The organism is Marinibium conchae (assembly GCF_015595035.1).
In the GTDB taxonomy this organism is placed as follows: domain Bacteria; phylum Pseudomonadota; class Gammaproteobacteria; order Enterobacterales; family Alteromonadaceae; genus Glaciecola.
On record NZ_JADNRN010000002.1, the window covers coordinates 193,059 to 212,829 of the forward strand.

Annotated in this window: 15 protein-coding genes; 1 reads left to right on the forward strand and 14 read right to left on the reverse strand. The window is 43.3% G+C overall.

What is annotated here, in order from left to right:
- Positions 1-168: 168 nt before the first annotated feature.
- Positions 169-3,297 carry an efflux RND transporter permease subunit gene (locus ISG33_RS08675; RefSeq protein ID WP_195733211.1) on the reverse strand — a complete coding sequence of 1,043 codons (3,129 nt, stop codon included), beginning with the start codon at positions 3,295-3,297 and terminating at the stop codon, positions 169-171.
- A gap of 2 nt (positions 3,298-3,299) precedes the next feature.
- Positions 3,300-4,364, reverse strand: coding sequence for an efflux RND transporter periplasmic adaptor subunit (locus ISG33_RS08680; RefSeq protein WP_195733212.1), 1,065 nt, complete (start codon positions 4,362-4,364; stop codon positions 3,300-3,302).
- Between the two features lie 199 nt (positions 4,365-4,563).
- On the opposite strand from ISG33_RS08680, the gene ISG33_RS08685 reads away from it, so the two are divergent.
- Positions 4,564-4,968, forward strand: a complete 405-nt coding sequence (locus ISG33_RS08685) for a cytidine deaminase (RefSeq protein WP_195733213.1) — start codon at positions 4,564-4,566, stop codon at positions 4,966-4,968.
- Positions 4,969-5,028: 60 nt separating this feature from the next.
- Here the strand turns inward: ISG33_RS08685 and ISG33_RS08690 are convergent, their stop codons facing one another.
- From ISG33_RS08690 to ISG33_RS08745, 12 genes are all read right to left on the reverse strand, one after another.
- On the reverse strand, positions 5,029-7,680 hold the full coding sequence (locus tag ISG33_RS08690) for a family 8 glycosyl hydrolase (RefSeq protein WP_195733214.1): 2,652 nt from the start codon (positions 7,678-7,680) through the stop codon (positions 5,029-5,031).
- The gene (locus tag ISG33_RS08695; RefSeq protein WP_195733215.1) at positions 7,680-8,240 is read right to left on the reverse strand and encodes a hypothetical protein; all 561 of its coding nucleotides are present in this window, start codon (positions 8,238-8,240) and stop codon (positions 7,680-7,682) included. The genes ISG33_RS08690 and ISG33_RS08695 overlap by 1 nt, the downstream gene beginning before the upstream one ends.
- Positions 8,241-8,640: 400 nt before the next feature.
- Positions 8,641-10,020 (reverse strand): TfuA-like protein, encoded by a 1,380-nt coding sequence (locus ISG33_RS08700; RefSeq protein WP_195733216.1) that lies wholly within the window; start codon positions 10,018-10,020, stop codon positions 8,641-8,643.
- On the reverse strand, positions 10,017-11,276 hold the full coding sequence (locus ISG33_RS08705) for a YcaO-like family protein (protein ID WP_195733217.1): 1,260 nt from the start codon (positions 11,274-11,276) through the stop codon (positions 10,017-10,019). The genes ISG33_RS08700 and ISG33_RS08705 overlap by 4 nt, the downstream gene beginning before the upstream one ends.
- Positions 11,263-12,693 (reverse strand): molybdopterin-synthase adenylyltransferase MoeB, encoded by a 1,431-nt coding sequence (gene moeB / locus ISG33_RS08710; RefSeq protein ID WP_195733218.1) that lies wholly within the window; start codon positions 12,691-12,693, stop codon positions 11,263-11,265. The genes ISG33_RS08705 and moeB overlap by 14 nt, the downstream gene beginning before the upstream one ends.
- On the reverse strand, positions 12,690-13,136 hold the full coding sequence (locus tag ISG33_RS08715) for a M67 family metallopeptidase (protein WP_195733219.1): 447 nt from the start codon (positions 13,134-13,136) through the stop codon (positions 12,690-12,692). Before ISG33_RS08715 ends, moeB begins: the two co-directional genes overlap by 4 nt.
- Positions 13,105-13,812 carry an ABC transporter ATP-binding protein gene (locus tag ISG33_RS08720; protein ID WP_195733220.1) on the reverse strand — a complete coding sequence of 236 codons (708 nt, stop codon included), beginning with the start codon at positions 13,810-13,812 and terminating at the stop codon, positions 13,105-13,107. Before ISG33_RS08720 ends, ISG33_RS08715 begins: the two co-directional genes overlap by 32 nt.
- Before the next feature lie 11 nt (positions 13,813-13,823).
- Complete coding sequence (locus ISG33_RS08725; protein WP_195733221.1) at positions 13,824-14,900, reverse strand: efflux RND transporter periplasmic adaptor subunit; 1,077 nt, start codon at positions 14,898-14,900, stop codon at positions 13,824-13,826.
- Positions 14,894-16,102, reverse strand: coding sequence for an ABC transporter permease (locus ISG33_RS08730; protein ID WP_195733222.1), 1,209 nt, complete (start codon positions 16,100-16,102; stop codon positions 14,894-14,896). The genes ISG33_RS08725 and ISG33_RS08730 overlap by 7 nt, the downstream gene beginning before the upstream one ends.
- 14 nt (positions 16,103-16,116) lie before the next feature.
- Complete coding sequence (locus tag ISG33_RS08735) at positions 16,117-17,283, reverse strand: ABC transporter permease (RefSeq protein WP_195733223.1); 1,167 nt, start codon at positions 17,281-17,283, stop codon at positions 16,117-16,119.
- The gene (locus ISG33_RS08740; RefSeq protein ID WP_195733224.1) at positions 17,261-18,271 is read right to left on the reverse strand and encodes a thiopeptide-type bacteriocin biosynthesis protein; all 1,011 of its coding nucleotides are present in this window, start codon (positions 18,269-18,271) and stop codon (positions 17,261-17,263) included. The genes ISG33_RS08735 and ISG33_RS08740 overlap by 23 nt, the downstream gene beginning before the upstream one ends.
- Positions 18,271-19,761: a nitroreductase family protein gene (locus ISG33_RS08745; RefSeq protein ID WP_195733225.1), complete on the reverse strand. Its 1,491-nt coding sequence runs from the start codon at positions 19,759-19,761 to the stop codon at positions 18,271-18,273. Before ISG33_RS08745 ends, ISG33_RS08740 begins: the two co-directional genes overlap by 1 nt.
- Between the last annotated feature and the right edge of the window lie 10 nt (positions 19,762-19,771).

Below are 19,771 nucleotides of genomic sequence, written 5' to 3' on the forward strand. Positions count from 1 at the left end.
CGACAACTGACTGTATTTACAAGAAAAATTAGCAGCACAGTTTTTATAACACAAAAACCGGAAGGAGCGGCGATTAAATAGTGAACAAATGTAAAATGATGTTACGGGGCCTGCTACTTGACCGCGAGAAAAACACAATAAAGCGAGTTTTTCCGCAGATCAGAGTGGCTAAGTTCTGTTGAAGCGCTTCGAAATATTCACCCCAAGCATCAGCAAGCAAGGCGTTAAGAACAGCGTCAGAATTGTGGCAAAGCTAAGCCCGCCGGCGATAGCGCTAGCAAGTTGTGTCCACCACTGAGCCGAGGGTGCACCAACCGACAAATCTCTACCCACAATATCGATGGTGAGGGCGAATACCATGGGCAGCAATCCAAGTACGGTGGTAACAGACGTTAGCAGTACAGGTCGCATTCTTTGCGCTCCGGTTCGAAGTAAGGCTTCTTCAACGCTCATGCCGCGGTTTTTCAACTCGTTGTAGGTATCAATCAATACAATATTATTGTTTACCACAATACCGGCTAAGGATATGACGCCTAGACCCACCATAACAACACCAAAGGCTTGGCCCGTGATCAACAATCCAAGCAACACTCCGGCGGTAGAGAACACGATGGCGCTTAACACTAACAGCGCCTGATAAAAGCTATTAAACTGCGTGACTAAAATGATTGCCATCAAGAAAATGGCAACGATGAAAGCCTTACTCAAAAAGCCCATGGTTTCTTGAATATCTTCGTCTTGGCCTTTGAACTTTACATTAATGCCTTGCTCGAATTTGTACTTGGCGAGAGCTTCTTTCACTGCATTCACTTGAGCATCAGGCAAGAGATCTGCTGCAACTGCCGACTTAATAGTCATAACGCGTCTGCCGTCGGTTCGGTTTATGGTCGTAGTTTTTTGTGCAGGCTCAAAGCTTACGAAGTTACTAATTGGTATTTGACCACTTGCAGAGGGCACTCGTAAACGATTAAGTTGCTCTAAGGTGCGGTCTTCTCGAGGGAAGCGAAGGCGAATTTCTACCTCTTCTTCAGCATCGTCTGGGCGATATTCGGCGAGCAAAACCCCGTTGGTGATCATGGTAACGGCATTGCCAACTAAGCTTACATCAGCGCCAAACTCAGCCGCTTTTTGACGGTCAACTTTCAAGCGCCACTCTATACTTGGCAGAGGGCGTGAGTCTTCAATGTCAACAAAGCCGCCAATCTCTTCCATGCTGCTTCGAATATCGGTAATGGTTTTGGTGATCGCATTAACATCAATGCCGCTAATTTCAATTTGAATCGGTTTGCCTGAAGCTGGCCCAGACTCTTCTTCACGCACCTGCACCTGTATACCGGCGATCTTAGCCGCTTTGTCTCGTAACAGTGGTTTTATTTCCTCGGCACTTCTTCGGTAGCGCCAATTGGTGAGTTCAAGTTGAATAACTCCAATTGTATCGTCGGGCATGTTGCTGTTTGATTGATTGTTTGCACCCATCGTGCGAGCGTACACTGATTTTATCTCGTCGAATCCGAGCAGACTGTCTTCGACTTTCCGCACCAATTGATCCCGCTCGAAAATAGACAAGTCACCTCGCGCTTGCACCTGTACTTGCAAAAATTCGGGCTCAACCGATGGGAAAAACTCAACTCCTTTACCTAAAAATGCGTAGCTTGTATACGCGCCCACAATACAAAACATTGCTAACCCAAATGCTTTTGCTGGGTGGCGTAAAATAAAACGTAGACTTACTAAATATTTACCAACCCAGCCATCGATACTATCTAAATCGCCATTTTCGGCCGCTAACATCTGTTTGCTTATGCTATCGCTACTCTGATTCTGTTTTTTGTTTTTATTCAGTAAAGCCCCTAGCACAGGAATGAAAATGAGTGCCATTGCAAGAGAGGCAGCAAGTGTAATAATCACGGTTATTGGTAGGAACTTCATAAATTCACCAACTAAACCTGGCCAAACAAGTAGTGGTAAAAATACCACTAAGGTGGTTAAGGTTGATGCAATAATAGGCCATGCCATGCGCTTTGAAGCTTGTGAATAAGCTTGTTTGGCGTCAAATCCTTCTGCTGATTTTCTATCGGCTAGCTCTATGGTGACTATGGCGCCGTCAACTAACATGCCCACCACTAAAATGAGACTAAACAAGACCACCATATTCAGCGTGATCCCCATTAGGTCGAGCACTAGCATCGCGGCTAAGAATGAACCAGGAATAGCGAAACCAACCAAAATAGCTGGGCGAACGCCTAAGGCTGCAATAATTACTATCATGACCAATATGATCGCAGTGATCACGTTGTTTTCTAAATCACCGAGCATGGTGCGAATGTTTTCTGATTTGTCTTGTAGGTAATTTACTTGAATGGCTGAACCCCATTCCTCACTACTCGCATCAACAATCGCTCGAACGTCTTCAATGGTCTCAATAATATTTGCGCCGCTGCGCTTTGACACCTCAAGCGCTAAGGCAGAACGTCCGTTTAGGCGTGCGAAACTGAGGGGGTCTTTGTAGGTTCTGCGCAAACTGGCAACATCCTGAAAGGTAACCACTGTACTGCCATCTACTTTGATTGGTAAAGTAGCGAGGTCTCTTGCGTCCTCTATAACTCCAGGAACTTTGAATACCATACGTCCGGCACCCGTATCTAAGGCACCTGCAGCAACCAATCGATTGTTCTGTGAAACAAAATTAAAGAGTTCGCTATACGATATATTGTACGCTTCAAGTGCTGACGGGTTGACGATAACTTCGAGCACTTCCTCTCGGTCGCCACCAATTTCAACCTCCAATACTCCGCCTAATGATTCAATGTCGTCTTTTAAACGACGAGCGATACTCACTAATGACCGTTCCGGAACAGGGCCTGATAACACCACAGTAAGCACGGGGAAGAGTGCCACGTTAACCTCGGTAACGCGCGGTTCGTCGGTGCCTGGTGGTAACTCAGCACGCGCTAAGTCTACTTTCTCCCGTACATCTTGTAGGGCTTTATCGGCGTCAAAGCCAGCATCGAATTCTAGGGTAACCGAAGCGTAGCCTTCTGCGCCTATCGAACGAAACTCTTTGAGACCTTCAATTGACTGAAGCTCTTTTTCTAATGGCCTGGCGAGAAGTCGTTCGGCATCTTCGGGTGCAATCCCCTCATAGTTTACCGACACATAAACAATGGGGATTGCCACATCGGGCTCAGATTCTTTAGGGATACTTAAGTAAGATGAAGTTCCCATGAGCAATATCATTGCAAACAGCAATAGAACGGTTCTACTGCGACTGAAAGCAGCGTCGATGATGGCGTTCATAACTACTGCGCCCCAGCTATTTGAATGTCTACCGCCGCACCAGCTTCAACAAAGCCCTGACCAATTGTGATAATACGTGCGCGTGGTGGCAAGCCTGTTACCCACAAACCTGCGGTCTCAGATTTCACAATGTCGATAGAATGAAATTCAACCTTGGCATTATCAGTCACCGTCTTAACGCCAATGTTACCTGCTGTATCTAAGGCCAATATTGCTGGCGAAATAAAGTGAGCGTTCACTTCTACTGTGGGGATATGAATTTCAGCGCTCATGCCTGCGGGTAAATCACCATTTTCGTTATCGAGTAGAATTTCAACACGAAAAGTGCGGGTGCTTTGATTTGCCACCGGAGAAATAAAACTTACTTTTCCTGCAAGCTCTTCACCGGTAGCCAGTTTAATAGTAGCAAGCTTACCAAGACTAACTTTTTGTATATCTCGCTGTGCAACAGGAGCAATAACTTTAAGAGTTCTGTTGTCGACGAGCTGGGCGATTTCTGCATTTTCATTTACGAAGCTTCCTGCTTCAACTGTTCTACTTTCGACTATGCCATCAAAGGGCGCCAAAATATTTAGTTTACTGATTTCAAATTCCAGCTGAGCTAGTTCTGATTCTGCCGCTTTTAGCTCCGCAAAGGCGTCCTCAAGCATGGATTGTGATTGCAAGCTGCTCTGCGATAAGGTTTTGGTTCTTTTATAGCTTTCTTGCCTCGACTTGAGCAGAGCTTTTTGCCGCTCCAATCTTATTTCGCGATCTTCTATATCTAGGCTAGCCAATACTTCGCCGGCTTGAACAAAATCACCCTCCTCAAATTTAAGAGAAGCTATTCGACCTTTAAGGTCTGAACGAATACTTACTTGCCTATTTGGCTCAACCTGGCCTTGTATGGTGAGTGTGAGAAATACCCGTTCGGCATTTTTGTCTTCAACCTGCACCAGCATTTTTTGATTCGCTTGTGTTGGTTTCTTTTCTTCTTCAACACCATCATTTGATGAAAATATGCCACTTGCCATCCAAAGCACAATGATGAGTGTCATAACGATGGCGATAATGTGCGGTTTTTTCATTAATTGAAAGTCCTGAAAAATCAATGGGAAAGATTTTGCTATTCTACTGTTTTGTGCGCACAAAATGAATTCTTCATACGTAAAGTTTGCTTAAGCATTTGTAATGAGTTGTAAGTATGTGTGTTTTTTCGTAATTCAACTTGCGAACGAGTCTTCGATCATATAGTTTTTATTGCCCCTTAACACAAGAGTGACCGCAGTGGATTCAGAAACCCTACACAGAAATCTTCGAGATGTACTTAGCAGAGCTTACAGCCCTTATTCGGGAGTAAAAGTAGCTGCTGCAGTTGAGTATGAATTAAACGGTGAAACTCATGTTTCTTATGGTGTGAATGTCGAGAATGTATCTTATGGCTTAACCGTGTGTGCTGAACGCTCTGCTATTTCAACGGCAATTGGTTTGGGAATGAAGAAAATTACAGCTTTGCATGTAATGTCGAATCAACAAGATCCTATATCGCCCTGTGGCGCATGCAGACAAGTCGTTACTGAGTTTATGGGGGATGTTGATGGGCCGGTTCATTGCGTAAACGAAAGTTGTGAAAAGAGCTGGAAAACTACCCTTGGTCAACTATTACCAAATAGATTCGACCTCAATGAATGAGGTCGTGTTAGGCCAGTAGTTTTAGCCCCCAAACTAAAATTTGAGGGCTAATTGTCGATATTATTCCTCTTCGGGTTTATGTATTTTAAACTCACCTGCAGCGTGTAACATGCTGAACATATACAAGAAACCATCGTAGTAGCGGAATTCGCCTGTGGGTCTTTGTTGCTCCCACAATGAGCGTAACATCTGATCAGAGAAAGCAAGTTCGCTGGCTGTAGCACCGTAACCGTTCATCGCGTTTCTGCCTTCACCACGATAGTTAATACCAGGTTCACGCGTACCGTCAACATCATAAACTGCAATAAAGTTACCAAAGGTATTGATTTCCGATTCAAAGAAATTTACCTGAAGATCAACAAGACGCTGCATTTCTTCACTGCGACTAAACCAATGGTAGTCCATTGCAATGTTACCGATCACTCTAAATGAATCGAATGCGCTCTTGTGGCTGTTTGGATTGAAACTAGTTACCTTCGGGGCGCCTTCATGCGTCGAGTAATCACTGAATAAGCCGGTAACCGGATGTGCTGCTCTGCTGAAGAAGTCTCTGCTTATTTGAGCTGTTTCATGCCAATATTGATTGTCATCGTCGGCCCATAAAGCCCATAATTCGTAGAAGGCAGGCAGATGATAAGAGGCATCTGTGAAGCTCTCTTCAAAGATAGTGGTGGTGAACTCTATTTGCTGATATTCAGGATGCATCATTAAACGCGTTGTTTCTGTATGCGTATTAATCATGTCATTCAAAATTTCGTTTGCTTCGGTTTTGTAGTCGAAAATACCGTCAGTGCTTCCCCAGCGATTATTTGCAAAGAATAAAGCCATAGCAAAGTATTCTTCACCGTCTGGTGCAGGGTTTATATCATAAGGGGTATATGGTGCTTGTGCTCGCAGACGCCAAGCAAAGAAGTCTTTTTGCGAACCATCTTTATTTTGCATGTAGGTTTTGGTGAATTTCCAAAGCTTATTGAAGGTACTTTGGTCATCCATCATCACTGCCAACATCATGCCGTAGCTCATACCTTCTGAGACGATGTCATCACTGTGAATTGCCTTTATGAAAGCCATATCTTCAGAAGCAGCAAATAGCACGCTTGAATTACTCGTAGGTGTAACTGGTTCAGCGTCAGCAAGTTGCGAAATACGCACGGCTTCAATCACTATGTCACCTTCGATTTCGCTTGATTTTCCGCCCGCAATCACTTGTATGCCTACACCCGCTAATTGACTAAAGTCGAAGCTTGGGCTCACATAACCATACGCCGACGCTGGACCAACATTTTCGTATCGAAGCGTAATGCTTTGCCCGCCTTGCAAGCCGCCAACACCAGCATAACCAAAGTAACCTGGCTGATAATTAAGGTCTTCAATCACTAACTGAAGTGCCATGCTACCATCGTCAATGTAACTTTCAGGAAGCACTACATCGAATTCAACGGTCACATTGTCATTGATATCTATGGGATTGAATTGTTGATACTTAGTGGTGAAGGCGTCGTTTGTTGAGCGCCACTCTGGACTAATCACGAGCGCAGCTTCCGCGCCAGAAAGGTTCACAATGGGCTGAGTGCCACCATCGAGTGCTACGTTCCAATTTGCAATGCCGTTGGACAAGTCGTCTTCAAACAACAAACTAGGCGCTGCTTGCGGAGTGGGTGTTGTTATCTGAACATTATCAAAACTGATGTTGCCGCCAATCTCTGGGCTTTTATCACGTGCTAGGATTTGGAAGCCTATTGCTGCCACCTTTGTAAAATCAAAGCCAGGAGCAACATAACCAAAGTCTGAACTTGAACTAATATCTTCCACCGAGACCGACACCAGACCATCTTCGGCTAGAAAACGAAAGGCAAAAAAGGCTGGATTATAGTTCTCATCTTCGATAATCAATTGAACGGCAGTATTGCCATCAGCAACATAGGCAGAGTCGGCCTGTATTTGATAGCTAATATTTGCACCATTTGTGAAATCAATAGGGGCAAATTGCTGATACTTCACTGCTACAGCATCTTGCTCTGCGTTCCAATATGGCGTGACGACTAATCGCCCATCATTTACATCAAGGGTCACTTCAACAGACGAACCGTTATCGGGGAGGGCGCTCCAATTTGAACTAAGGTCAGTAAAGTCATCCGAAAACTGCAAAACATCACCATTTTCGGTTTCGGTAACTTCTGCCGCTTCAATGAGCTCAAAAAACTGAGCGTAGTCATTTTGAATTTTGGCCATTACATCTTCTTCAGAGGCAATACCGCGCTCGACGAAAAAGTTAAGGTGTTCGTTTGTAATATAGGCTGAGTCTGGCGAATATGTCTGTTCAAACTCATTTAAGCTGCTGGCTTCAGAGTAGTTGAAGCTCCATTCAATAGCGTCGGCGTCAAAACGCACTCGTCTATTTTGAATGAGGACCAATTTACCTTCTAAAGTAGCCTCTTCACCGGCGCCTAAATAGGGTAGCGACAATTCACTTAACGATAAATCCGACGCAGGATTTGGGTAAGAAATTAAGGCATTAATATGCTCAAGGTCGGTGCCAGTGTTCACTACTCTAACGTCAAACTCATATCGAAAATCGGTGCGCGACACTCTTTCACGGTCGGTAAGTTGCAAATCTTGGATCACAATCTCAGCTTGTGCGTTAAATGCAAAGCTTGTTGTTAAAGCGGCAATAACCAGACATGGAAAAGTGCTCTTTTTATTCGTATTCATTACTTTTTACTTCCTCTGCGTTGCATCAAAACAAAGCCTAAACCGCTTAGCAACAAGGCTATAGCACTAGGGCTACTGACTGAAGTGACAGAGGTAGTGAGTTGCCCAAAGTCGTTAGGAAGCACAAGCCCGAGTTGGTCAAAATCAGGAACAGAGAATCCATCGTCACCATAAATTTCATAGTTTTGTTCAATATTGGTTGGCGTATCGCCACCAAGATAATCTGCGGTAATGACAAGGCCTAGAATGCTGCTGCCAAGTGGAAGTGGATCGAAGTCAGCTAGAAAGTTGACTAATCCGTCTTCCCAAAAATCAGGGACGCTTTGCAATACCAAAGGGTCCCATCCCGCAGGAACGCTGCTTTCATCAAGCTCTATGTTGTCGAAAAGTGCGTAGTCGAATAGCAATTCAAATGAATAGGTATCAATCAAATTGGCTTGAATGTCATAGGTGAAGGTAATGCGATTATCTGTGTCTATTTCTGCATTGCTAGTTATTAATAGTGCATAACTATTCATGCTGAAAAGTAGCGCACCGAGTGTTATTAGTAAGCGTTTCATAAATATCCTTTACTTCAATAAGCTTTTCAGCCAGTACAAATTGGCCCTGAGCTTATAAAAAATCTGTTGTGAGAATTAGGTATAAATTTCAACACTAGGGTATGTTAAATAAGAAGTAAGGATAAGTTAAACTTTGTACTTAAAGAAAAATCATAATAGCAAGAATAAATATGTGATTTTTTAACCTTGGAATAAGGGGCGATGTATGTTGTATCTTTTCAGAGAAGATGTAAATGAAGGTGAATGCAGATGTTTCACTCTTGTATGGCTGTTATTGTTTAAATTGTGACGTTTTCCAACAAGCAGTCATAGGGGGAAAAATACTAAGCAATCATACCCCACGCGTTTCGTTATTGCGTGAGGTATGAAGCAGTGTTTATATTAGGGGTGGAGCAAAGGCTTAAACTGCGCTGTCCAATAGCCCTTCAACACTATTTGTGCATTGCTCTTCGCTGATATATGCACCTAGTATTTCATCAATGAAGTCGCGTAAGGTCTCAAATCCAAGACTTTTCGCATACTCTTCAGGCTGACTACTTAACTTTCCACTATGTGTTTCGTACCACTGTTGAAGCTCTGCAGCCTCTACATTTGCATCTTCTAGAGTTAGCTTTGTTACACCCAAATGCTGCATAGCGCTATTTTTAGCACTTACGCGCTTTTCTATTTCTGAAAACTGTCCAAGCCGTTTCAATTCAATAATTAACATAGGATCTAACTGTTGAATACTCTGCTGTCTATATTTTGCAAGCTTTGCTTCATTTTCTATCATCGACAACCATTCTTTATTCGTGACTTTTTGCAATGATAGCCATGTTTGTAAATCTTTATTTGAACGAATCGAGTTGCTTTCCAGTATTTTCATTTGTGCTAATTTTAACTCATCACTGCTTGGTGAATAAGACTGCAAAAACTGATCGACGATATTCAAAAGAAGTGCTCGGTCTAACAAGCTGTCTTTATCTTGGTGTAACGCCCTTGCGTGCTTTGATATTTCGTCATAGGGAATCAAGTTGCTGCCATCTTCTATCAACAATGATTTGATTTTAGCTTGTTGTGCTTGACACAAACCTACCCAAAAGACGGTATTTTGAAAGTCGAAGGAAAGGTCTTTTTGAGGCTGTTCGTTATTTGAAAATTCCTTTAAATGTTCTAATAGCTGAATAGCATCACTTCTTTTTGCATCAAAGCCTGTTGCGTATTTTTTGATTTGAGCCATTTTTAGCTCACTCAACCCAAATTCTTTAGCTTTTTGGTAGACTTCCCCCCAACTTCTTCTGGTGTAGTACATTGACTTGGAGTGGTCAATCAGTTGCTCATATTGCCCAGCATTTATTACTTTCTGTTCTAATAACTCAGCTAACCCAAAGCGTAAACTGGCCATAGAATGAGAGAGAGCTTTATATCCATCGGCGGCCATTCCATGGCCGACGGTTACCTCATCATCGTCTTCTAATATCCCATCTCGATATGCTTCAAAAATATCACCAATTCCTTGCATGCCAAATGTATGAAGTTCAGCGGCGCGTAATGCGCCCATACTTGATGCACCAAAAACGTGGATTCCTTTTGATAGGGCATATAAGATTTCTTTGTGCCATATAGCAGGCACCTGCTCAAATAGACCATCGACAATCGCTACACAATCACCTGGCTTTGCTTTAGTTTCGATTAAGGTATACAAATCCCCCATTGCGATAGGTGGAAGATAAGTAGCATCCAAGATTTTTTCAGCACTTTTTACTGAAATAGTTGGTCCTATAAAGACAAAAGAATTCATGCGGCTTTCACTCCATTTTGTTGCGATGGTCGTCTTGGGGACTTGACGTCTTTGGCCTTCATCATGCCACTTGGGGCAGCTAAGCCCGGCACTATTACCTTCACTACTGGAATAGCATGTTGTTCTTTACTCAAGTCAACTGCGACGGCTTGCGTAATACCTATAGCAACTAATTTACTCAAGATAAGCTCTATGTCGCCATCAAAAGAGTTGGTCGCTAAAGAGGGAATAGAAGAAAAGTCCACACCCGCTTTTGTATTTTCGATATGTTGCCTAAAGTTTGCGAGGTCGTCGGCGTTACCGCCGCGGCTGTACTCACTTTGAATGATATCGTCTCGCGTTCCGGATATATGTGTTAAGCGGCTTTGAACAGCTTCTGAAAGTGCTCTAAATAACGCGATTTCAGGTGCTAAGTGGCACCCATAGCCATTAAAAATTGGCAATGTACGCCAGCCAAGATGTTGATCCTTTTCTACGATACTGCATCCGATAACGGGTAATCCAACATCGCTGCTAAGGTCGACTAACACATACTCAATTTCATTCTTATCCAGCAATTGCATTGCTTTAAGACAGTTTTGGTCCGTGACACTATTTTTCTTTATAACTCGGTGAGGAGGAAGGCTTCGCATATCGTGCTCAGCTTGAGCCAATGCATCTCGCTCTATAATTTCGCATAAGGCGTGACTTATGGCTTCGAGTATATGATTTCCACCAGCGAGTCCATTGGTAGACTGCACAAAACAGTTTTGATTGTACATTCCAGCAGCGGCGACATAATTGGTGCTAACGCATTCTAATGGTACCCATCGCTCCATCTTATTAATCAAATCGTAACCCTTTAGCCATGGCATCGGCAAATCGGCTCGTGGTGGTGTTGCTGCGTAATAATTTAGCTCTTCTATATCCACCACCGAGGTGGTTTGTGCGAGTTGAGTAGGCGATGTGAATTGGCAGGGTGATGTGATGTTTTCAGCATGCCAGCACTCAATAGACTCCATCAAAGCAGAAGCTTTTGCCGCATGATGAGTAAGACCTTTGCCCTGTGACGTCGATAACCCACTGGAATTGGGTCTAACGGCAATCCACACAGGCATGCCAATATAGTCCAGCCCAGTAACGTTAGCTAATCGCGTTATTCCCATTTCCTTAGCCAGAGGCCAATACTTCTCGACTGTTTCTTCAGGGGAACGAGTACGATGAGTGCCATTTACAAACTGCTTCTGCAAGCTAATGTCTTCGTTAAACAAGCGCATCTTCAACCTCTCTTGCCTGTTCAACGGCGTGACTGACGCAAGCACAACTGCAGCTGGTATTCTTAGCGAATTTTAGCTCTCTAAAAGAAGCGTTCAACGCGTCATAGCATAATGAACGCCCAATCAAAGGCCTGCCTATTTTAGCAATAAGTTTAATCGTTTCTGTTGCCTGTAGCAGGCCTATTGTGCCCGGTAACACGCCCAATACGCCAGCTTCGGCACAAGGCGGTGCTAACTCTGGTGGTGGTGCTTCTGGATAAAGACAACGATAGCAAGGTCCTTCTTTTGCCCAAAACACACTGACTTGTCCGTCAAAGCGATACACAGAGCCATGAACAACAGGTTTGTCATATTCGCAAGCTACATCATTAATTGTGTATCGAGTATCAAAATTGTCAGAGCAATCAACGATGATATCGTATTGGTCAAAAATTTCACGAGCTAACTCTAGGTCAAGCCTTTTCTCGTACGGGACTACTTTTACTGATGAATTTAGTGCGTGTATTCTGTCGGTAGCACTGCTGATTTTGCCTGTGCCCACCGACTCTTCGGTATGCAGAATTTGCCTCTGGAGATTAGTTTTATCAACTACATCGTCATCTACAATCCCTAGGGTGCCAACTCCAGCAGCAGCTAGATATATCGCGACCGGACAGCCCAAGCCACCGGCGCCAATAATGAGCACTTTTGATTTTAGAAGCTTTATCTGCCCAGCTTCACCAATTTCTGGAATTGCTAAATGGCGCAGATAAGTTTGACGTTGTTTGGTGTTCAAATATTCAGGCGTAAATATTTTTTGACCACTGTTCTTCCACTGTAAGATGCCTCCTTTTAGGTTTCTTACGTTTTTATAGCCCAACATTTCCAAGGTCCTAGCGGCAAATAGAGAGCGCACTCCTGATGCACAGTAAACCAATACAGGCGTGTCGCGAGAATCAATTTTTTGCTCTACTTGAACCTCTAAATAGCCCTTATCCATGTGGATAGCACCGGGGATGTGTCCTGAAACCCATTCTTCTCGTGTTCGCACATCAAGTATTACTCCATCGTTTTCTGCGACCCAAGCTTTACCTTGGTCTGGGCGTAGCTGCTCAATTTCATCTTCCAATTGAGCGCGCCATTCTACCGAGGTTAACTCATCGCGATTGCCGCCAGCTATTGCCGGTAAAAGCTCCAATTCGTCGCCTTCTTTAAGCTTGGTTTCAATGCCATCATGTAAACGAATGTCATCATTGTTGATAAATACATTAATAAAGTGACGCAGGTTTCCCTGAACATCAAACAGTTGCTTTTCAAGCGATGGATAATTACTACCCAAGCTACTGAGTGCTTGTTCAACAGTGCTAGCCTCAATATCAATTAGTTTTGAGTTTCCAGTAAAACGACGTAAGGGAGTAGGGATATGTACAGTGATCATAGCAGGGCTCCATTTAAAGGTATTTGATTCCAAGTTGGTTTGTTTGTCATAAATGCGTTGAAGGAAGTTTCTCCATACTCGCTTGTAGCCAATATAATGTGGTAGTAACCAGGCCAAGCTGTACTTGCAGCAAGATCCTTTTTTGAAGGTTCGGGTCGGCCATTTGGATGGCTGTGGTAAAACCCAAGAAGATCCAAACCTTCTTTTCTAAGTGCACGGTTTATTTGCAATATACTTGAGCTTTTTATTTCGAACTGCGTACTCTTTTTCTGAGAGGCGAAGTTATCAATCGGGATTGCTCGAGTCACTTTGGATAGCGTTTTTCCCGACCATTCACCTGCCAATATTCCACAACATTCTTCTGGTAAGTTTTGCTCAGCATGCTCAACCAAGGCCAATTTAACTTGACTATCAAGCTGCATCGAATTCATTTGAATAGTCATTGATGAAACTCCCCTTATCTAAGTGATATGTGCGTGAAGCATAGGTCGCAGCTTTAGGATCATGCGTCACCATTACGATTGTCTTGTTGAAGTCATGATTTAGCATCTGCAATAAACTAAGAACTTCTTCAGAAGACTTTTTATCTAAGTTTCCTGTCGGTTCGTCGCATAATAGAACTGATGCATCACTTACCAACGCTCTGGCAATTGCAACGCGCTGTTGCTGGCCACCAGAAAGCTTTTTGGGCAAACGCTTACTGCATTCGGATAGACCCATCAGTTCTAATGCGGTCTTTACGCGCTCACTGCGCTCCTTTGCTGAAAGAGAGGTGAGTAATAATGGCAACTCAACATTTCTTTCAGCGCTAAACATTGGCAACAAGTTAAATGCTTGAAAAACAAAGCCGATATATTGAGAGCGCCAATCTGTCAGGGCTGATTGTGAGAGGGTTTCTATCGGTGTACCTTTGAAAAGGACTTCGCCTTGATTGGGGCGGTCGATGCCACCCAGTATATTGAGTAAGGTCGTTTTACCGCAGCCGGATGGCCCCATTAATGCAATAAAATCGCCTTCATTTAGCGTAAAATCGACGCCGTCAAAGATTTTTACTACTTCATCACCACTACCATAATGTTTGGTAATATTGCTTAACGTAAATACTGTTTGCTTGTCCATAATTGAATCCTCTATAAAAATGCAACTCGTACGCCCATATCAGGGAGAATACGAGAGTCGTTTTCGTTAATTTCGATGTGTACCTCAATAGTGCCTTTCGCTATATTGACGCGCGGTAAGATTTTGTTGACTCGCCCTGAAAGACTTATGTCTCGATAGGCTAAGGGCTGAATTTGGACTTCTTGATTGAGTTCAATTTCACCAATCAACTGTTCGTTGATATCTACGACGACCTGCAAAGAATTCATATCGACGATGGTGCATATACCTGTGCGCGTAAAGCCACCTCCGGCCGCGCTAGGCGCAATAACTTCGCCAGGTTGCGCACTGATTTCAACCACAATACCGTCGAAAGGAGCACGTAAAACATGATCGTTTAACATTGACTCTTGCTGCTCCACACGAACTCGCGCAACATCCAGATCAGCATTGAGTTGTTCTAAAGATGCTTTCATCCGATTAACTTGATTCTTGGATTCGCTGATAGCAACTTCGCTAACGAAACCTTTATCAAACAGATTTGATACACGCTTTAAGTCCAGTGTCTTTTCGTGTAAATCCACTACCGCAGTCTTAATTCTTGCTTCAATAGCAGCCAGAGAAAAAGAGGCGAGATCAAGGGCTAAATCGGTTTGACTATCGTCAAGTAATGCCAGCACTTGTCCAAGCTGAACGGCGTCACCTTCTTCTATTCTTACGTCCTCTACAACACCCATTACTCTTGAAGACACAGTGGCAACTCGTGAGGCAATAATAAAACCTTGAGCTTCCAGCTTTTTGGGAGCTTGTTGAAAATCTGTCATTGCGGCACTTTTAAGCTTGGAATTTCTCTCAAGCTTTTCCACATGAACTGCCTCTGCGTGAGCTTCCTTAGCAAAACTAATCTCTAATAAATCCGAAGAGTAGAATCCGACAGATAAAGCGGCCAGTACACTCAAGGAAATCAGGGTACGCTTGTGCACTCTTCCCTTTTTAGCTTTTCGCTGTTCACCAGACATTGCTAAACTTCCCAGCATATCGTTACGTCGATTAGCGCTTTGATCTTTAACAGTTGATGTTGATTCTTTCGCACTTTTTTGATTTAACATGGCTTTGTTGACTCCCAATGTAAGCTTTTGAAGGCAGGTAAGGCGCCTCCAAGTAGTCCAAGTAGTGACGCAAAACCTATGGTTTGCGCAATAGTTGAAGGCCCTACGTTTATGTTATAAATTTCTGTATCAAGCCCGCCAGTAACTGCCCAAGCTGCCGAGCCGTCTATTAACAAGGCAATAAATGCTATACCTACTACGCCTCCAATTAACGCTAATAGTATGGTTTCAAATATGATGCTAAATGCGATGGCTGGTGTTGAGTAACCCAACAAACCTACTATCTTGAAGCTATTCAGTCGGGCTTCGAGGCTGATGAACATAATGTTTAAAATGCCAACCAAAGCGCCAAGGCCTAAGATAATGGCGAGAGGCCAACCTAGATATAAAATGACATTGGAAGTGTCTTTGATTTGGTCGCTGTATATTTGGCGTTCTGTAGAAACATCAAGCGTTAAGCGAGGATCCTCTTGGGTAAGCGCTTTAAGTTGTTGTATCACCGGCGTTTGAATATAACCAATGCGAATGGATTGATACTGGTTTTCACGTTCGTAGCCGGCTTGAACCATACCAAGCTCCCCCCAAATCTCAGTTTCAAACACTTCATTGTTGAGCGTAAAAAAGCCAACGATAGTCCAATTTTTGCCACCCAAATTGATGTCGTTACCAAGCTCGGCACCTTGAATTCTAGCCGCAAGACTAGCGCCAATAATTATTTCAAAACGGCCAGCCTCTGCACGACGTCCTTGTGTTATTGCGAAGCCATCACGAAGCGCTATGCCGTCTTTTTTTATTCCGCGAAGCGCGACATTCATCTTTTTACCTTGCTCGTTGCTGAGCACACTTACCGTCATCCTGAACTCTTCGGAAAACAAGGCCTTTGCTTCTCTGATGACTGAATGGTTACGCAATAACTCAACCTGTTCACGGCTTATTCTGCTGCGAGATTCAGATTTACTCTGTTTATCAAAAATGACGGCAATATTGTCTGAGCCAGCTGAATTTAAGCTAGACTGAAAACCTTCTGACATACTCAAAAATGTTGTCTGAACAGCGACCATTAAAAAAATACAACCAATGATAGAAAGGCTCGACCACTTAGATTGCCAAATATTACTAAGACTCATTTGTGAAAGTGCCCAACATTCACCCGTAAAACTACGCTCTCGTTTGAACACTGTTTTAGATGTTTTGTTTTTCATTTCCTTGCTCCTAGTTAACTTACTTGTTCAATGGTTAGCGTGCTTAGTATTGAGCTTTTCAGCGCCAGCCAACCTGGCAAAAGTGTGCCAAGAAACACGATAAAGACCGCAATGAATAAAACTTCGACAATGATTTTCATAGGGAGAAAGACATTCGGTAGGAATTGTGGCATTGAACTTGTGAGTAAGACGTTAAATCCGGCCGCGGTTGCAATGCCTAAAGCGACGCCGCTCCCTACTATCACGAACATCAAGCCAAGGACGAGGTTATATAATTGAAAATTGCTGTAACCGATAACTCGCAGTATTCCTAGTTGGCGGCTCATTTGTCTTACGGTAAGTGTCATTCCGCTTGTTACGATGAGCTGCAAGGCGATAAAAACAATTATTGTTACCATGCTAATAAGCTGCACGATGTTGCCAAACTGAGTAAAGAACGCTGAATGAAATTCTTTGTCAGTGTTGCTAGATGTAGGATGAGTAGAGTTTATGAAGTGTGCATCTATTGCCTGTGCCAACGACATAATGTCGCTGCCTGGAGTAGGGCTAACAATAAACGTACCGACGGTGTTATTCCATACGTTGCGGCCCTGATCAAAATAGTCATAGTGGGTAATTGCATAGTTTCGACCACCACCACTTTCGTCGCTATGAAAGGTGCCCGTTAAGCGATAATTCCATGCTGGCTTGTTATCTGGCGGCATGAAAATAAAACTCTTAAGAGGGATAATTTCTCCCACATTCCAATCGTATTTTTTTGCTAAAGCTTCACTGACCAATATGCCGTCTTTTTCACTATGGAAACGCTGCTTAGTCTGTGTATCAAGCACCATGTCGGGATGTTGCTCAAACCACTCATTAGGCTTTACCGCTAAAATCATCGGCATGTTCTTCTGGGTCTGAAAATATAATCCTTGCCACGTAGCATGACCTACACTTTCAACACCAGGTAGCTGTTGAATCTGCTCTAGGTAGGCCAAGGGTAAACTTTGCATTAAGCCCATTTTATGCGTCACGATTAAACGACTTTCAGACACACTTGCATCACCACTATTAAGGGAATACTTAAATGAACCTAAAACACCATAAGTTAAAAATGCTAAGGTGCTGGCGATTGCCAAGAGTGCGATACGCAGCTTATAAGCCAGAATAAGTTCCTTAAGCAATGAGAGAGTTTTCATTGTCTTTCTCCTCTTCTTTGGTTTTTATGATGTAATTGAGGGCTTTCACAAGCTTCAATGAAAGTACTAATTCAAATGAAGGGGTCATGCTCAGGCGATTATTCAACATATGGATTTGAGACGACAATATGTGCAAAATGTGGGGCTCGGGCTTGTGATTGACCACGTCATTATTAAACGGTGAGTTGAGTTCTCCGTTGTTATAAATGTAAGTTAAATCAACAACTAGGCCTTCTACCGCATTTCGCCAAGCTTGTTGTATACCTGCTTTCGACTTTTCCTTTGCGGATGATTTATTCTGAATTAATTCAGTTACCGCCATCAGCTGCTTGGGGTCAAGCGCTTCATTCTTCATTTCTTTGGCAAATAAAACAGCATTTTGCTGTGAATACTGCTGCCAGTATGTAGCGTAGCCAAAAAAGAAATCGCGTAGTTTTTTGGTATCTGAGGTGTAAGCCAAAACCGTTGTGAGCATGAGAGATAAAGCGATACTTGTTCTAGCCGCGATATTACTTTTGGTTGCTTTCACCAATGCGCTAGCAAGATGACTTGATTGGCAAAAAAGTGTTTCATTGGGCAATAATGCATGTTTGCCACCATAGCGCTGATATTCCGGCTCATAGTCAATTGGAACAACACTGCCATCCGAATACCATGCTAAGGTTTCTATGTCTTGGGCTTCGCCATCAAAACTGTGTTGTTGGTAGTATTCTTCCTTAGTAAGTGCTTTTGGTGCTTTATAATGCTGCGCAGCAACAGAAAGCGTATCGATGACTTCACTTATAAGATTCGAATCGCTGCAGAAAAAACGGAATCTAAGATGAGGCCCGCCTTGCCAATACCGTATAAAAAACCATTGGCTAATTCGTTTTTCTTGAAGCAGTTTTTGGGCGTTTGGTGCAAGTACATCAACCAAAAAAGACTCAGTTTGTTGAGGATCTGATAAAAAGATATGTACCGCGTGCCAGCGTGGAGTTTGCGTGTTCATTAGAGCACCTCAAAAGTTAGGTTGTGCCGACGGTTAAATCCACACAAGACCTGATAAAGAACATGGCCTTTTACTGGCAAGGCTTGCTCAACTCTTTCTTCCCTCATCATGCGTACAGGGCGAGAAAACATCCCAAGCGAGGCAGCTGCAACGCTTAGATCCTGCGCAGCCGCACCGGCGCTAATATGCATATTGCGAAAAGCAGATTCGCCTAAGTCATGAATTGCATCGAGAGGTTCTGTGGTGATAAAGCAAACCAAGGTCATTGCCGACGTGTTATAGCGCATCATTTTATATGGCAAGATGTTTTGGATTTTTTGTTTCAATTCTTGAGCAGAAATATCTACGGCCAAGCTCGTACCAAATTCATCATACAGGCCTGGCTGGGCGCCACTGTCAGCCAACCATGCAAAATTGAAACTGAGGAGCTCCTCTTCTGCACACACACCTCTACGAGCACGCAGAGCGTTGAACAAATTTAATATTTGCTCGAGTTGATCCGTTGGTAAGTTTTGCACAACCGGGGACATACCACTTCTATCGTTCCCAGATTGTCGGCTCCTTAGTGTATCAAGCAAGCCTTTTGCGCCTACTCTCAGGTTTTCAAGAGTGTTATTTCTGGAGTCAGCCACTGGACTCAAAAACTCGCCAGCGGAAAAGATTGATTGCATATTGCCCAAACGATCAAAACGCTCAGCCAGACCTTTATTTTCAAGTACTGTAGGCAGTCTAACCGTAACATGTCTTAGCTGGTTGATATTGAGGATATCCTCAACACTTGATGAAAAGTTCTCGCCAACATCAATGCCGACGCTAAATAAGGGGGTGTCGACAACGCTATGACAAAATTGATGTCCAGTATGAATATCAAAATCAGAGCTGGTCGCTTTCCAATCAAGCATGCCTAATAACAAATGCAGTTGAGAAAATGCGTGCCCAGATTCCAGCACACATGGAAAATGCCCAAACTCTCCGTACTTTTCTGCTGCTTTCCAAATATTTCCGATACACAAAATACTTACGCTGTTTTTACTATGTGTATCATCGGTAGAGAATGGCGCATCAATAACCTGTAGCGCATGAAAGTCTGGACAATATTTATATGCTTGAGGCTTATTATTGTCGTTAACTATCATGATGAATGTTAAGGGATACATGCAACGAGCAGAGGGTACTGCTTTGTGCACTGGGTTTTCATTAAATGGCTCGTAACGCATAGGAGAGGCGAGGTAGCGAAATAATAATGAAAGCTTTGCGCTGGTATCGTTCAGAGTCGAATTGACACTATGCTTTCCCTGCAAATAGTCACTAATAGACATGCACTCTGCTGGCAAATCAGTGCTTAACATTTTCAGCTGAGCCATTTCATAAGATTCTTGTAATGGCAAAACCTCACGTTCTATTGTGGTATCGAACACCGGAACGTCTAATCTTTCTAGGCGTTGATAAGTTGACATTACCCAAGCCTCTAATTGATTGAACTGAGTCATGACTGCCGCT

Bases quoted from the DNA above. Each gene is read 5' to 3' on its own strand.
- ISG33_RS08735 (WP_195733223.1), bottom strand. From the start codon at position 17,283: ATGAAAACTCTCTCATTGCTTAAGGAACTTATTCTGGCTTATAAGCTG.
- ISG33_RS08690 (WP_195733214.1), bottom strand. From the start codon at position 7,680: ATGAATACGAATAAAAAGAGCACTTTTCCATGTCTGGTTATTGCCGCT.
- ISG33_RS08705 (WP_195733217.1), bottom strand. From the start codon at position 11,276: ATGCGCTTGTTTAACGAAGACATTAGCTTGCAGAAGCAGTTTGTAAAT.
- ISG33_RS08720 (WP_195733220.1), bottom strand. From the start codon at position 13,812: ATGGACAAGCAAACAGTATTTACGTTAAGCAATATTACCAAACATTAT.
- ISG33_RS08675 (WP_195733211.1), bottom strand. From the start codon at position 3,297: ATGAACGCCATCATCGACGCTGCTTTCAGTCGCAGTAGAACCGTTCTA.
- moeB (WP_195733218.1), bottom strand. From the start codon at position 12,693: ATGATCACTGTACATATCCCTACTCCCTTACGTCGTTTTACTGGAAAC.
- ISG33_RS08695 (WP_195733215.1), bottom strand. From the start codon at position 8,240: ATGAAACGCTTACTAATAACACTCGGTGCGCTACTTTTCAGCATGAAT.
- ISG33_RS08740 (WP_195733224.1), bottom strand. From the start codon at position 18,271: ATGAACACGCAAACTCCACGCTGGCACGCGGTACATATCTTTTTATCA.
- ISG33_RS08715 (WP_195733219.1), bottom strand. From the start codon at position 13,136: ATGACTATTCAAATGAATTCGATGCAGCTTGATAGTCAAGTTAAATTG.
- ISG33_RS08700 (WP_195733216.1), bottom strand. From the start codon at position 10,020: ATGAATTCTTTTGTCTTTATAGGACCAACTATTTCAGTAAAAAGTGCT.
- ISG33_RS08730 (WP_195733222.1), bottom strand. From the start codon at position 16,102: ATGAAAAACAAAACATCTAAAACAGTGTTCAAACGAGAGCGTAGTTTT.
- ISG33_RS08745 (WP_195733225.1), bottom strand. From the start codon at position 19,761: ATGACTCAGTTCAATCAATTAGAGGCTTGGGTAATGTCAACTTATCAA.
- ISG33_RS08680 (WP_195733212.1), bottom strand. From the start codon at position 4,364: ATGAAAAAACCGCACATTATCGCCATCGTTATGACACTCATCATTGTG.
- ISG33_RS08725 (WP_195733221.1), bottom strand. From the start codon at position 14,900: ATGTTAAATCAAAAAAGTGCGAAAGAATCAACATCAACTGTTAAAGAT.